11 protein-coding genes and 1 pseudogene are annotated in these 14,212 nt (G+C 67.6%); all 12 read right to left on the bottom strand.

The window, feature by feature from the left end; translation table 11 throughout:
• Positions 1-66: 66 nt before the first annotated feature.
• The 12 genes and pseudogenes from BST14_RS03055 to BST14_RS03000 all read right to left on the bottom strand — a co-directional run bounded on the left by BST14_RS03055 (position 67) and on the right by BST14_RS03000 (position 14,152).
• Positions 67-3,342 (bottom strand): arabinosyltransferase domain-containing protein, encoded by a 3,276-nt coding sequence (locus BST14_RS03055; RefSeq protein ID WP_083063116.1) that lies wholly within the window; start codon positions 3,340-3,342, stop codon positions 67-69.
• A 6-nt stretch (positions 3,343-3,348) separates the two neighbouring features.
• The gene (locus BST14_RS03050; RefSeq protein ID WP_083063115.1) at positions 3,349-5,271 is read right to left on the bottom strand and encodes a galactan 5-O-arabinofuranosyltransferase; all 1,923 of its coding nucleotides are present in this window, start codon (positions 5,269-5,271) and stop codon (positions 3,349-3,351) included.
• 2 nt (positions 5,272-5,273) lie between these two features.
• Entirely contained in the window at positions 5,274-6,038 is a 765-nt protein-coding gene (gene dprE2 / locus BST14_RS03045; protein WP_083063114.1) for a decaprenylphospho-beta-D-erythro-pentofuranosid-2-ulose 2-reductase, read from the bottom strand.
• Entirely contained in the window at positions 6,039-7,427 is a 1,389-nt protein-coding gene (dprE1, locus tag BST14_RS03040) for a decaprenylphosphoryl-beta-D-ribose oxidase (protein WP_083063113.1), read from the bottom strand.
• Between the two features lie 32 nt (positions 7,428-7,459).
• The gene (locus BST14_RS03035; protein WP_142279240.1) at positions 7,460-7,825 is read right to left on the bottom strand and encodes a GtrA family protein; all 366 of its coding nucleotides are present in this window, start codon (positions 7,823-7,825) and stop codon (positions 7,460-7,462) included.
• A gap of 111 nt (positions 7,826-7,936) precedes the next feature.
• Positions 7,937-8,416, bottom strand: a complete 480-nt coding sequence (locus BST14_RS03030) for a GreA/GreB family elongation factor (RefSeq protein WP_083063194.1) — start codon at positions 8,414-8,416, stop codon at positions 7,937-7,939.
• A 330-nt stretch (positions 8,417-8,746) separates the two neighbouring features.
• Positions 8,747-8,962: pseudogene (locus BST14_RS03025) on the bottom strand (DUF222 domain-containing protein); the annotation flags it as partial.
• Between the two features lie 109 nt (positions 8,963-9,071).
• Positions 9,072-9,902 (bottom strand): galactan export ABC transporter permease subunit Wzm/RfbD, encoded by an 831-nt coding sequence (gene wzm, locus BST14_RS03020; RefSeq protein WP_083063111.1) that lies wholly within the window; start codon positions 9,900-9,902, stop codon positions 9,072-9,074.
• On the bottom strand, positions 9,899-10,813 hold the full coding sequence (gene glfT1, locus BST14_RS03015) for a galactofuranosyltransferase GlfT1 (RefSeq protein WP_083063110.1): 915 nt from the start codon (positions 10,811-10,813) through the stop codon (positions 9,899-9,901). The genes wzm and glfT1 overlap by 4 nt, the downstream gene beginning before the upstream one ends.
• Positions 10,810-11,604 carry a galactan export ABC transporter ATP-binding subunit Wzt/RfbE gene (gene wzt / locus BST14_RS03010; RefSeq protein WP_083063109.1) on the bottom strand — a complete coding sequence of 265 codons (795 nt, stop codon included), beginning with the start codon at positions 11,602-11,604 and terminating at the stop codon, positions 10,810-10,812. Before wzt ends, glfT1 begins: the two co-directional genes overlap by 4 nt.
• 20 nt (positions 11,605-11,624) lie before the next feature.
• Positions 11,625-12,188, bottom strand: a complete 564-nt coding sequence (locus tag BST14_RS03005) for a bacterial proteasome activator family protein (protein WP_142279236.1) — start codon at positions 12,186-12,188, stop codon at positions 11,625-11,627.
• The gene (locus BST14_RS03000) at positions 12,155-14,152 is read right to left on the bottom strand and encodes a DUF6541 family protein (RefSeq protein ID WP_083063108.1); all 1,998 of its coding nucleotides are present in this window, start codon (positions 14,150-14,152) and stop codon (positions 12,155-12,157) included. Before BST14_RS03000 ends, BST14_RS03005 begins: the two co-directional genes overlap by 34 nt.
• Between the last annotated feature and the right edge of the window lie 60 nt (positions 14,153-14,212).

Below are 14,212 nucleotides of genomic sequence, written 5' to 3'. Positions count from 1 at the left end.
GGAGCCGCCAATGCCGGGGGCTGGCGCCCGCGCGACGAAGGCCCTTCCGTGAAGTGTTGTGCGCCTTTAATGCCTCAGCGGTGCCGCGCCCCACAGGCCGCTGCGCGTCGCGGTCCCCAGCAGCAGTTGGGCGGGCCGCGCGTCGGGGTAGTAGGGCGTCAGCCGTTGCAGCGAACCCCAGTCGCGGGACCAGTCGTCCTTGAGGTAGGTGGCCATGGTGGTCGCCTTGACCAACAGCTCGGTCACGCCCAACGGACCGCCGCCGTTGTTGTCCATCACCGGCGAGTTGGCCTCGGCGCCGAATCGGTCGGGCAAAATGCGCCATCTGGGAGTCTCGTCGACCCCGTTGCGATGACCGAACGGCCGCTGGCAGGGGAAGGCCAGCCCCACGAGCCAGTCGAGGAACACCGGGTCGGCGGAGCCCACCACGTCCTGCAGCGTGCGCAGCTGCGGAATCCGCGGCGGGGTCAGCGCGATCCAGTGCTGGGGGGCCAGGTCTTCGTCGTCGGCGACCAGCCGGATCTGGGTGGCGGAACCGGGGATCGCCGACAGCGGCAACCGCAGGTTGCGCCAGGCCGGCGACGCCCCCACGTCGGCGAACTGGAACGAACCTTGCGCGTGTCCGCCGGCCGCCTGATCGTCGGTGGCCCACTGCACCTGGACCTCGCGGGGGTCGAAGCGCCCGGCGGCGCTCACCACCAGCAGCGGCCCGGCCCTGTCGCGCGCCGGGAGTCGATACCAGCTGGACCGCAGGTGCGCGGGAATCTGGATGCCCGAGCGCCAGCTGCCGAGCACCGGTGTCCGGGCGGGGTCGAGGTTGAAGGGCAGCTGAGCCGACGAGCCGTTGATCCCCGGTGCGGGGGTGGTGCCGCCCTCGGTGCCGGCCTGGTTGCTGCCGGTCTTCGCCTCGTCGGTGACGAAGCTGCGGTCACCCGGCCGTTCCATCACCGGGTCCGCGCGCACGTCGGCGGGAATACCGTTGGGCGTGAAGGCTTCCGATAAGCCGGCCCCCAACGCGTCGGCTACCGGTGCATTCACCGGCGCCAGCATCCCGGCGTCGGGGTCCTGCTCCACCAGCACGTCCTCGGCCAATCCGCACGACTTCCCGGTCAGCGCTTGCAGATTGGAGCGACCGACCGACCACGCCGGATATTGGTCGGTCATCGCCAGGGTCAGCGAGGCCACCTCGAACACCACCAGCAACCACGTGGCAATTGCCAAGGGGGACTGGATTATTCCGGCTACCCGTTCTCCGAGCCGGGTCCTGGGCGGTCCGTTCTCCGGGGCGACGAAGTGGAACCAGGCGGCCAGCAGCAGCACCACCGCGGTCAACCCGAGTAGTGCGGTCGCGAAGGCGTAATGCCAGGCCGGGAACTCGTTCGACCAGGGCACACCGAAATTCGAGACGTACCACCAGCCGTTGACACTGGCGAACGACAACGCCACCAAGAACAGCACGACGGCGGCGTACACGGTTCGGTTGCGGCGCGAGCGCATCGCCGCCGCGGTCACGGCGACCGCGGCCAGCGCGCCCAGCGGTCCGGCCAGTCCGGCGAACACCCCGAAGTGGTGGGTCCATTTGGTGGGGGTGAACATCATCGCGGCGAAGGAGATGATGGTGATGCCGACGATGCGCCGGCTCGGCCCGGCGGCGGTGCCGGGAATCCGTCCCTTGCGCAACGACATTGCGACCGTAACGCCGAGCGCGAGGACCAGCGCCAGCACGGCGAAGCGGCGGGCGACGGACCCGTCCGGGCTGGCCATGAACAGCCGCTCGTAGCGGATGTGTTCGTCGAACCAGCTCAGGCTGGGGCCGACGGCCCGCTTGAGCATGCTGGCCTGGATCTCACCAATCAGCGTCTGATCGCGGAAGATCAGGATGGCGGTGACGGTGACGGCGGTCAGCAGCGGAGCTATCAGCGGCAGCGCGCCGAACCGCGTGGAGCGGCGGTGCAGGATGGTCCGCAACGGCCCGATCGCGACCAGCAGCGCTCCGATCGAGGCGATGCCCGTCGGCCCGGAGAACAGGGTCAGCGCGCCGATGATGCAGGCGATCGCCACCGGCAGCAGCCGGCTGGTGGCCACCGCGCGTTCCACCGAGCACCAGGTCAGCAAGATCCCGAGGGCGATGATCGGCTCGGGCCGCAGGCCGTTGTCGAGCGGCAGCCAGACGGCCAGGAACGTGCCCGCGGCGGTCCAGGCCGCGGCCCGGTTCTGTTTGACGGCGTGACCGAGCCGGGGCATGACCTCGCGGCTGATCACCCACCAGCACGTCAGCGCCATCACCAGGGTGGGCAACCGCATCCAGACGCTGGTGGTGCTCACGTGGGCCCACAGCGCCAGCAGGTCGTAGTACCAGCCGAACGGCGCTTCGGGCGTGCCGAACCAGCGGTAGTAGTTGGCCATGTAGCCGGCGTGCTCGGAGACCCTGGCCATGGTCAGGATGTAGCCGTCGTCGGATGTGTTTGCGCCGACGAAATGCCACCACACCAGCACGCCGGTGACCAGCGCGTCCAGCCCGCCGATCGACCACCAGCGGGCGGGCAGGAACCGGCGATGCCGGGTGCCGTCGGAGGTGTCGAGGATGTGCAGGGCGACCAGGGCGGCCGCGGTCAGCGCCAGCCCGAGGACCATCGCGGCCATCTTCTCCCGCGTGGGGCTGCTGCTGTAGCGGGTGTCGATGGTCGCCGAGAAGTGCAGGCCCGACGGCGCCGGCCCGCTCAGATCGGTGAAGACCCCGACGATCTGCGGCCGGAAGTCGTAGCCGCTTTTCTCGCCGCGCAGCGGCGAGCCGGGATGCTCGGCATTGGGTCCCTGCGTGAGTCCGACGAACTCGGCGGTGACCTTCTCGGCGTGCGCGGTGAAGGTCAAGCGCTGGCAGGCCGGACTGAGCACCTCGCGCAGTGGGGCCGTCACCACCGGGACGTTGCGCACCACCAGCGCCAGGTCGTCGTTGGCGCGCACGATCAACAGTCCCCGGTCGACGGCCTTGGGTGCCTGTTTGGGCACCGTCGACAACAACACCGTCTTGCCGGTGTTGCCGGGCCCGGCCAGTCCGGCGGCGGCGTCGCACGGCACGGTGATGTTCAAATCGGTGGCTACGTAGCCGATCAGCGGGGCGTCGACGCTGCCGAAGGTGCCGTTCTGCGGCCAGTTCAGCTGGGCGGTGGTCTGGTTGACCGGAAGCAGCGGGGTGGCGATCGCCAGCAGCACACCGAGCAGTCCGGCGACGGAAGCGATCAGCCGGGCGATCCGGTGATTGCCTTCCGCGTCTTTCACGGTGCTAGATGCTAGTTCTTCGGCGGTACGGGCCCCCGGCTGAGGCGCGGTGTCGGTGCTCATCAGCGGTTACGCCCCCGGCTTGCGGATGGCCAGCACGAACGGGCCGACGCTGCGGACGGCGAAACGCGGACTGTCGAACAGGGCGCCGCGCAAATCGACGGTATAGCGCCGCACGTTGGGCTGGTTGGGGTAGACGTCCTCGGCCAGCCGCAGCGTGTAGTTCCCGCCTGCGCCGCGGCGCATCAGGAAAACCGTGGGCGGGGGCCAGGGGCAGGTATCCAGGGCATGGATCAATTCGTCGGCGGTCTTGAGATTGGACCACTTGTTGATTTGCGCGGCCCGCAGGTCGAACTGCGCGAGCGGGTTGGCGTAGTGCGAGGTGAGCCCCTGAAATCCCCAGTACGGGTAGAAGGACAGGAAGCTGTAGTCGGCGGTCATCACCACCGTCTGATCGCGTGGCTTGCCCGTCACCTGGGTGATCGTGTGATCGATTGTGGCGTAGAACTTTTCGGCACTGGGCGGCCGACGGTCCCCGCGTTGCCCGTGACCGTCGGTATCGGTGTAGGCGATGGTGAGGTCGGGCCGCAGCACGTCGGGGATGTCCTGGCTGAACGCGATCGCGGCGGCCAGGCCTATGGCCGCGGCCACCGGCAAGACGCCGCGGCCCCAGCTGCGTTCGCGGCCCGCGGCGGCGAGCGCCCGCGCGAATTCGACGAAGCCGAACGCCCCGGCGGCGACCAGCAGCACGCTCAGGGTCGGCTGCAGCCGGAACGACAACAGGGTGGTGCGTGCCAGCGTGGTCAGCATCGACAGCAGCGACCACAGATAGATGGCCAGCACGCCGATCGCCAGGGCGCCCGCCCGCACCGACGAACGGGCCCGCACCACCAGCCACAGGGTGCCGATCAGGCAAACGACGCCGAGGAGCGTGAACTGCAGCATCGGGAACGTCAGCTCCGCGCCGTCGGCCGGCAGGTAGTGCTGGGCGCTGCCGGTGTTGCTGATTGGGCTGTGCACCGCTCGCAACACGAACGGCAGCCAGGTCGTGCAGGCGATCACGAGCGCGGTGCCGGCGATGACGGCCAACCGCCGCAGCGGATCGAGGGCGGCTTTGCCGGCCCCGCGGGGCCGGTTGCGCCGCCAGCGCACGCCGGCCAACCACAGGGCCATCAGTGCCACCGTGAACGCGGTGAACCCGAACAGCAGCGTGTACCAGGTGGCCGTCCAACCGAGGAATATCCCGGCGCCGATCACCGCGCCCCGGCCCGCGCCGGCCGGCGCGTCCGGGCGGTCACCGGCGCGCAGACCCGACCAGGTGAGCACCAGCATCGGCGGCAACAGCACGGTGATCATCGCCGAGTAGGGCTCGGGCGAGCCGTAGGCCAGCGTCACCGCGGCCGTCGCGGCGGTGACGATCAGCGCATATTCGAACCGCACCATCCGCCACCAGAGCACCAGCGCGACCGCAACCGCGATCGTGATCGACGTGATGGCCCACGGCTTGAAGACCTCCCACGCCGGTGTGCCACCGAGCGCGGCGGCGCGTCCGCCGATCCAGAACCAGCCCGGCGGGTAATACGGCGGCAGTCCGAGATAGGTCATGTCGCGCAGGGCGGGGCTATCGGCGAGCCGGGTGATGTACTCGGTGCGGAACTGCTGGTCGACGGAGATGCCGAACAGATACAGCTTGGTCGCCCCCAGCGGCATGCCCAGCGTCACCACGGTGAACGCGGACATGAACACCAGCCCGGCCAATTGGGTTAACAGCCGGCCGCGCGCGCGGGTGCAGCGCCGCCACACCCAGCCGACGGCGACCAGGCCGGCCAGGCAGCCGACCTGGCCGACGGTGGTCAGCGCGTGCAGTTGATTGGAGGAGGGAAAGGCCGGCCATTGCACCCGGGAGATGGCGATCAGCGATACCACCGCGACGGCAACCGCGACCAGCGCCGCCGAGGCCATCTGGCCGAGGCTGGCCAGCGCGTTCCGCATGATCAGATGGGAAGCTTGCGGAAGATGGGACGCGGGACGTGTCGCAACACCATCATCACGTAGCGGAATGCTGCTGGTGCCCAAACCAATTCCTTACCTTTGGCGGCCGCAGTCACCGCGAGGTTGGCGACGTATTCCTTGTCGACGGTGAGCGGGGCTTCCTTGACGTGCGCGCTCATCCGGGTGCGCACCTGGCCGGGCCGGATCACCAGGACGCGAACCCCGTACTCGCGCAGCGCTTCTGAAAGACCCAAGTAGAACCCGTCCAATCCGGCCTTGGTGGAGCCGTAGACGAAGTTGGACCGCCGCACCCGCTCGCCCGCCGCCGAGCTCATCGCAATGATCTGGCCGAAGCCCTGCGCGCGCATCTTCTCGGCCAGCAGCACTCCCACCGAAACCGCTGCGGTGTAGTTGATCTCGGCGGCCAGCACCGCCTTCTGCTGGTTCTGCCACAACTCTTCGGCATCCCCGAGGATGCCGAATGCGACGATTGCCACGTCGACATCACCGTTGGCGAAGGCGGCCTCGATCATCTTCGGATGAGTGTCGGGCTCGGTGGCCTCGAAGTCGATGAGCTCGACCGAGCGCGCACCGGCGGCCTTCATCTGAGCCACCGCGGCTTCGCGGCCCGGGTCATTGGGCATGGCGGCCAACACGATCCGCGCGTGCGCGTTCTGCAGGTAGCGTTCGCAGATGGCCAGGCCGATCTCGGAGGTACCGCCGAGCAGCAGGATGGTCTGCGGATTGCCTACGGCATCGAGCACCATTTAGAGCAGCTCCAAACGTCGGGCCATGTCGGAGGCGAACACCCGAAGGGGGTCGGCCTTGCGGCGTATCGCGATCCATTCGTCGATGCGCGGATACATGGCGTGGAAGGTTTCGGCGCTCACCCGGGAATCCTTGGCGGTGTACACCCTTCCGCCGAAGTCCAGCGCGCGCCTGTCGAGTTCGTTGAGGAACTCGTTGATCCCCGGCTTGTTGGGGAAGTCCATGGCGACGTTCCAGCCGGCCATCGGGAAACTCAGCGGCGCGCGGTTGCCCGGGCCGAAAAGCTTGAACACGTTCAGCGCCGAGTAGTGCCCGCTGGTCTGGATCCAGCGGATGATGGCCTTGAACTCGTCCATCGCGTCCGGCGGAACCAGGAATTGGTGTTGGGCGAAACCCCTTGGGCCGTAAGCATTGTTCCAGCCACTGACCAGGTCGAGCATGTGGTAGAACTGCGACAGATTCTGGATCTTGCCGCTGTAGGTCCCGCCCAGCCGGTAATACACCTCGCCGATCGCCATGAACGACAGCTTGTTCATCGCGCTGATGGGAAACACGTCCGGCACCGTCAACAGTTGCGGCGCATCGAATTTCAGCGGATTCTTGGCCAGCTTCTTCGGCAGCTGGTCCAGCTTGGCCAGACTGCCCCGGCTCACCGCGGCGCGACCCAGCTTCGGTGGCGGACTGATCAGGTCGAACCAGGCGCTGGAGTAGGTGTAGTTGGCCTCGCTGCCGTCGAGGTGAACGGCGACCGTCTCGTCGAGGTCCCTGGTGGCAATGCCGTCGGCGATGAAATACGCCGTCTCCGTGGGCGTCATGGCGATGGTGGCGCGCAACACGATCCCGGTCAGGCCGTTGCCTCCGACGGTCGCCCAGAACAGCTCGGCGTCCTCCCCGTCGGGGGTGATGGTGCGGACGGTGCCGTCGGCCATCAGCAGGTCCATCGAGCGGACGTGGTTACCGAAGCTGCCCGCGCTGTGGTGGTTCTTGCCGTGGATGTCGCAGGCGATCGCGCCGCCGACGGTGACCTGTCGGGTGCCCGGCAGCACCGGAACCCACAACCCGAAGGGCAGCGCCGCCTTCATCAACTGGTCCAGGCTCACGCCGGCCTCGACGTCGGCCAGCCGGGTGTCGGCGCTGATCGAGTGGATGCGGTCGAGCCCGGTCATGTCGATCACCAGGCCGCCGCCGTTTTGGGCGTTGTCGCCGTAGGAGCGGCCCAGCCCGCGGGCGATCACGCCCCGACCCTTGTCGGCCGAGTCGGCCACCCGGGCCACCGCCTTGGCGATCACCTCGGGATCGCGGGTTGTTAGCACCTGGGCCACCGACGGCGCAGTGCGCCCGAAGCCCATCAACTGGGCGCGCTTGATCACGGGATCGGTGCTCGACATCGTCAAAGAGGGTACCGCCTGCCGACGGCGGCTCAGCGGATGCGGAAGATTACGGCCCGCTGCACGACGAAGTTGATCACCGTCGCGGTGCCCTGCGCGATCACGAACGCGAACAGCGGCGCCCACCCCCGGAAGTGCAGCAATGCCAGGCACAGATGGTTGAGCCCGACCTGGACGGCGAACGTGATCGCGTAGAGAACCATGACCGCGACGAACCGGGCGGTACTGGGAGTCGCCTGGAAGGTCCAGCGGCGGTTGATAAGGTAGGCGGTGACGGTGCCGACGACGAAACTCGTCGCCTTGGACAGGTCGACCTGGACGCCCAGGGCCTTCCACAGCAACAGGTAAAGCCCGAAGTCCACGATCCCCGCCAGGCCACCGGTGACGACGAATCGGATGACCTGCGTCGTCAGGGTCAAGTCCGGACGCACGTCCTCGGACGCGGAATCGGGCAGCGGGGCAACCATCGAGGGGAGTCTAACGGGCCACCGGGCGCTTCCCGGCAAGCGTCAGCGGGGCAGCTTGACCGAGATCAACTCGACCTGGTTCTCCCCCTGCGGCGTCGAATAGGTGACCTTATCGCCGGGTTTGCGCCCGGCCAGGGCCTGCGCCAGCGGACTGCGTGCGGTCAACGTCTCGGCCTCCCGGCCGACCGGAGTCTCCTCGACGATGGAGATCACTTGCATCGTGACCACTTCACCGTCGGCGAACCGCAGCGTCACCTCGGTGCCCCCGGGCAGCGTCTCGGACGCGTCGGCGTGCGACGGCCCCGCCCGCAGGCGGCGGTCCAATTCGGAGATCCGGTCGGTGAGCACCACCAGTTCCTCCGCGCGCTGGATCGCCTCGGCCGCGTCACCGTGGTCGCCCACCATCCCCCGGTCGTTTTTGACCTCGGCCTCCAGGCGGTCGCGCCGCTGGCGTAGCCGGTCCAGCTCCGCCTCGAGATTGTTCCGCGCGGCGTCCGCTGCCGATGGGGCTTTCTTGCTCACGTCGGTGGACCTTTCGACCGGTTGCTCAGGTGGCGTTCCAGTGTGACACCACGACGAGCCCCCCGCCACCATCTGAAACGGCGGCGGATCGTTGTTGTTGGGCGCCAAGCGCTGGGCGTCGTCCGCCGCCTCGGCACGGATGCGCGCTTCGTTGATGCCGCGCTCGCAGCGCACCCGGGCGGCGCGATCCTGTTCCCGGGTTCGTCGCCGGAGCGGCATCATGGCTCCACGAGCTCCGGCGGGCGGGAGCTGTTCGGCGCGCGGCGCAAGCGCCTCCGTCGGGACCGACAGCGCCGGAAAGTAAAGGCCGCCGAGGGCCTTGGGCAAGCGTTCACGCAGCGCGATCGCGTACCGCAGCCGCGCCGCGGCCCGCCCGCGACTGATCCGCAGCGCCGCGGCCACCTCGGCGACCACATTCTCGTGTCCGTCGACCGCACAATTGAAACGATCCGCGTCGTCGGCCGGCGCTCGCCGCGCATACAACTCCCCGATGGCGGCCAGTTCCTGCGTGCACTGCGCGTTCCGCGAGCGCGCCGCATCCGACACGGCATCGGCCGCGTCGGCGTCGGAAAGACCACCGAACGTGTGTTCGAATTAACCAAACGGGCCGTCGCGGGAAGCCCCGGCGAATCCAGCCGGTGGATAACCTCGACCGCTACACCCAGTACGGCACCCGGGCCCGATACTGGCGCATCGCGAAGGCGGCCAGCAGCCAGCCGACGGCGGTGAGCACCAGCACCACGGCCCAGTGCCGCAGTTCTTGATGCGAGCCCAGCAGCGGGGCGCGCACGATGTCGAGGTAGTGCAGCAGGGGATTGAGTTCCACGATTTTCGACCACCGCCCGGCGCCCTGCTGCCGCAGGGTGTCGTCGTTCCAGATGATCGGCGTCATAAAGAACAGCAGCTGGACGATCGAAAACAGCAGCGGGCCGATGTCGCGGTAGCGGGTGGCCAGGATGCCGAAACACAGCGACACCCAGATGCAGTTGAGCACAATCAGTGCCAGCGCGGGAATGACCGACAGGTCGGCCCACGACCAAGGTTTGGGGAAGATCACCGCGATGACGACGTAGATGACGATGTTGTGCGCGAACAGGATCATCTGCCGCCACACCAGCCGGTAGACGTGCACGCTCAACGGCGTCGGCAACTGCTTGATCAGACCCTCGTTGGCGACGAAGACGTCGGCGCCCTCCAGGATGGCGGCGTTGATCAGGTTCCAGATGATCAGCCCCAGCGTCACATACGGCAGATGGACCGACAGCTCCAGATGAAACAGCTTGGAGTACAAGCCGCCCATCGCTACGGCCGTGGTTCCGGTCGCGATGGTGATCCAAAACGGCCCCAACACCGAGCGCCGGTAGCGCTGCTTGATGTCCTGCCAGCCCAGGTGCAGCCACAGCTCGTGCCGGCGGAAACCGTCGACCAGGTCGCCCCGGGCCCGGGTGAACGTCCGCGATTGCGCCGCCGCGTCGATGAACGTCATGTCGACCCTCCCGGCTTGCCAAACCGCTCGCGACGTCCCAAGCGGCGCAACCGGATCCACTCGGCCAGACCGCGCGGGTCGCGGCGGGTCACAAGGAAGAACCAGCCGAACCGCACCCACTCCTGCACCAGCAGCTTGCGCAGGCCGGGCTGTGACAGCAGGAAGCCGCGGTTGCGGTAGGTGTAGAACCGCTTGGTGGGGTTGTCAGGATACTGGGTGTGCATCCGGCCGCCCAGGATCGGCCGGAACTCATCGGATCCGCAGGGATGCAAGTAGATGGTGTCCAGGCAGGTCCCGAACGGCAGGCCGGACCGCACCAGCCGGCGGTGCATCTCCACCTCGTCACCGCGGATGAACAGCCGCAGATCCGGAACTCCGACCGCGTCCAGGGTGGCGGCGCGAAACAGTGCGCCGTTGAACAGCGATGCGATCCCCGGTAGCAGATCCTGACTTGCCTCGGTGCGCAATTCGCTTGCGCGCCTGCGCCATACCAGGCCGCGCCGCAGCGGGAACGCCAGCCGTTCGGGGTCGGCGGAGTTGCACACCATCGGCGACACCTCGGCCAGGCCGTGTTTCTCAGCGCAGGCCAGCAGGGTGGCCAGCACGCCCGAATCCTGCGGTCGCCCGTCGTCGTCGGCCAGCCATACCCAATCGGCGCCGTGGGCCAGCGCGTGCAGCATGCCCAGCGCGAAACCCCCTGCGCCACCAAGGTTTCGGCGTGATCCCAGATAGGTGGTCGGAATCGGCTGGCCGGCCACCAGGTCGCGGACCCGGCCGTCGCCCGAAAAGTCGTTGTCCACAACGATCAGGTGATCGGGCAGCCGGGTCTGGGTGCTCAGCACGTCGAGCGACTTGGCCAGCTCGTCGGGGCGCCGGTGGGTGACGACGACGGCGACGACGGTCTCACTCATCCCGCCGCGGTCTCTTCCAGCACTTCGCGGACGTGGCGGGCGGCGTCTTCGCCTTCGTACGCACGCACCACGTCCTCAATACCGCCGGACATGCGGATGACACCGTGATCGATCCACATCGCCGTCTTGCACAACCGGGCGAGGAATTCGTTGGAATGGCTGGCGAACACCAGGATTCCGGAGCGTTCCACCAGACTTTGCAACCGCGACTGGGCCTTCTTCAAAAAGTCCGCGTCGACCGCGCCCAGACCCTCGTCGAGCAGCAGTATCTCGGGGTCGATACTGGTGACCACGCCCATCGCCAGCCGAACCCGCATGCCGGTGGAGTAGGTGCGCAGCGGCATCGACAGGTAGTCGCCCAGTTCGGTGAACTCGGCGATCTCATCGACCTTGGACAGCATCTGTTTTCGGGTCTGGCCCAGGAACAGGCCACGGATGATGATGTTCTCGTAGCCGGAGATCTCGGGGTCCATGCCGACCCCGAGATCGAAGACCGGCGCGACCCGGCCGGTGACCGTCGCCCAACCCCGGGTGGGTTCGTAGATGCCCGAAAGTAGGCGCAGCAGAGTCGATTTGCCCGCCCCGTTGTGGCCCACCAGTCCGACCCGGTCACCCAACTCGAGGGACATGGTGATGTCGCGCAACGCTTCGACCACCACCACGTTGGAGCTGTTGCGGCCGATCGTGCCGCCGGCCTTGCCCAGGAAGGCCTTCTTCAACGAACGCGACTTGGCATCGAAGATGGGAAATTCCACCCATGCGTTGTGCGTCTCGATGTGCGGACCCGACACCGTCAACTACTCGGATTCGCTTACAGGTACTGACCGTGCCCGGGTGCACCGCCCGACTTACCGACGCCCGGCGGCAGCGCACCCTGGCGCATCTTCTCCAACTGCGCGCGGGCGGCCATCTGCTGGGCGAACAGCGCGGTCTGGATGCCGTGGAACAGTCCTTCCAGCCAGCCGACCAACTGCGCCTGGGCGATGCGCAATTCCGCATCGGAGGGCGCCGCGTCCTCGCTGAAGGGCAGGGTGAGGCGGTCCAGTTCCTCACGCAGTTCCGGCGCCAGGCCCTCTTCGAGTTCCCGGATGCTGGTCGCGTGGATCTCGCGCAGCCGGTTACGGCTGGCCTCGTCGAGCGGTGCGGCGCGCACTTCCTCGAGCAGTTGCTTGATCATGGTCCCGATCCGCATCACCTTGGCCGGCTGCTCAACCAGGTCGGTCAGGGAACGCTCGTCGGCGTCGTCGTCGGTCAGCGCCATGATCCGCGGGTCGACGCCGCCGATGATTTCGACACCGTCGTCATCGTTGCGGGTACTCAACTTTTCACCATCCTTTGTGACTATGAGTGGGGCGTCGCGCCGCTTCCGCGCCATTCATAAATTCGGGCACCGCCATTGTCATAGATCAGCGCCCAGGACTTCGACTTATCCAGTGACACTAGTCCTTCGGGTACGGCGAACCCGCGGACAGTCGGCGAGCTGGTGTAGATGTACCGGATATTGAGCGCCTTAAGCGCCTCGAGGACCCGCGGATCGGAATCACCTTTGCGGGCCGAAGTCCAGAATATGTACCGGTTCGGGCCCGGCCCCATCTGTTGTGGGTAGTCGTAGTGGGTCCAGAGCGGATGCAGGTCGGCGACGGCGTACATCCAGGCCGTGCCGTCGGTGTTGGCGTTGCCGATCAACGTCTCGTGCGCGCCGGGCAGCGTGGCCAGATAGGCCATCGCCATCAGATCGCGCTGGTCGATCATCACCGAGTCGTACTTGTCGCCGAACAACACGATGTGCCGATAGAGGTAGTGGCGCCCGGTGAGCACGGTGATCGCCACCAGCAGCACCGCGGTGGTGGCGATCCACACCGGGACGGGCCCGAGGCGCCAGTTGCTTGGCAGGGACGGTCTGAACCGGCCGGCCACCCGTTTCGCCACGGCCACGACGCCCACGACGATCGCAAACAGCGCGACCCCGGCCGCCGGCTCCAGCAGCAGGGTGATGGCCGCCGAGATCCGGCGTGGATCTTTATAGAAGAACTCGCCGAACATCCCGGCCACCGCACCGACCGGACCCCCCAGCGGATTTCCGGCGTCGACGTTCACCACCACCAGCACCAGCCACAAAACGAGCGGCCACCAGATCTTCTTGACCACAAAAATCACCCCGCCCACGGCGGTCAGCGCGATCAGTCCGTACTGCACCGGAAAGTCGTTGAGGTGCCGGGAGTGCTGGAAGACGGCGTCGAAGACCCCCCGCTTCTTGCTCAGGTAGGTCAGGAAGGAGTGCCCGGCGATGATGTCCTCCTGTCCCTGGACGCTGATGAACTGCGGCAACAGGATCAGTGCGGTCAGCACCGCGACGCAGGCCAGGGCGACGAAATCGGCCAGCCTGCCGCGCACCGGATGCCACAGCACGTCCACCGCCCACCAGGTCACCAGGAACAACAACACGATCACCCCGCCGGTGATGTGCACGGACATGACGCCCACCCAGGCCAGCACGGCCGCCGGGATGCGGTCACGGTGTCGCAGCGTGGAGGTGATCAGGACGAACGCGGGCACCGCGACCCCGGAGGCCGCCAGGTTGGGCATCGCGGCGACGCCGAACTCGACGTAGGGGACCGCGGTGAACGACGCCGACAGCGCGGCCGCGGTGGCCGCCGCCCCGGCGCAGCGCCACTCGGTAGTGCGCGGCCGCAGCAGATGCCAGGTGAGCATCGCCGCGCTGGTGGGGAACAGCCATACCGAGGCGGCGACCGAGCTCAGCGTGTAGCCCGTGGTGGGCGCCGCTCCGGTCAGCTGGCAGAACACGGCGATCAACGCGTGGAACACCGACGGGTAGTACAGCGTCTTGTGGGTCTCGACGTTGCGCAGCTCGCCCATGTGCGTGGACGACGCCTGGCCGGTGTCGAGGATGAACCGCACCTCGTTGGCATGCCAGACGGCGTCCCAGGTGCTCGGGATGGTCTGCCAATGGGCGGCCAGGCCGCGGTAGGCGGCCCACATGATGAGCAAAGCCCCCAGCGCCACTCCGGCCCCCACCGCGACGGCGGGCCATCGGCTGGCCGCGCGGGCTTCGGCATCGCGGTCGCGGTGGCGGGCGAGTAGCAGCTGTAAACCGGTCATCAGCAGGCACACCACGACCAGCGCCGCCAGCGCCGTCCACCCGTTCCACGGAATCCCGATGGCACCAAACGGAATAATGGCAAGCGCGACCATGCCGTAAGTCAGCGCCGGACCGACGGCGACGGCGATCGGCCACGACAATTGACTGATTCGTGCGGCGATCGCCCCGGGCGCTATCAGCAAAAACAATGCAATGAGCGTTCCGCACCAGAGCCCCACTCGACTAGTATGGCTGGCCGGGTGCCCTGGCTCGGGAGGCCACCAGCTGGCCGGAACGTC

Origin of the sequence: Mycobacterium arosiense ATCC BAA-1401 = DSM 45069 (genome assembly GCF_002086125.1) — a bacterium.
GTDB lineage: Bacteria > Actinomycetota > Actinomycetes > Mycobacteriales > Mycobacteriaceae > Mycobacterium > Mycobacterium arosiense.
This window is presented reverse-complemented; position numbering and strand designations above follow the sequence as displayed.

Coding starts and splice junctions, on each gene's coding strand:
- BST14_RS03055 (WP_083063116.1), bottom strand. CDS start 3,342: ATGAGCACCGACACCGCGCCTCAGCCGGGGGCCCGTACCGCCGAAGAA.
- BST14_RS03050 (WP_083063115.1), bottom strand. CDS start 5,271: ATGCGGAACGCGCTGGCCAGCCTCGGCCAGATGGCCTCGGCGGCGCTG.
- dprE2 (WP_083063114.1), bottom strand. CDS start 6,038: ATGGTGCTCGATGCCGTAGGCAATCCGCAGACCATCCTGCTGCTCGGC.
- dprE1 (WP_083063113.1), bottom strand. CDS start 7,427: ATGTCGAGCACCGATCCCGTGATCAAGCGCGCCCAGTTGATGGGCTTC.
- wzm (WP_083063111.1), bottom strand. CDS start 9,902: ATGACGTTCATCGACGCGGCGGCGCAATCGCGGACGTTCACCCGGGCC.
- glfT1 (WP_083063110.1), bottom strand. CDS start 10,813: ATGAGTGAGACCGTCGTCGCCGTCGTCGTCACCCACCGGCGCCCCGAC.
- BST14_RS03005 (WP_142279236.1), bottom strand. CDS start 12,188: ATGGCGCGGAAGCGGCGCGACGCCCCACTCATAGTCACAAAGGATGGT.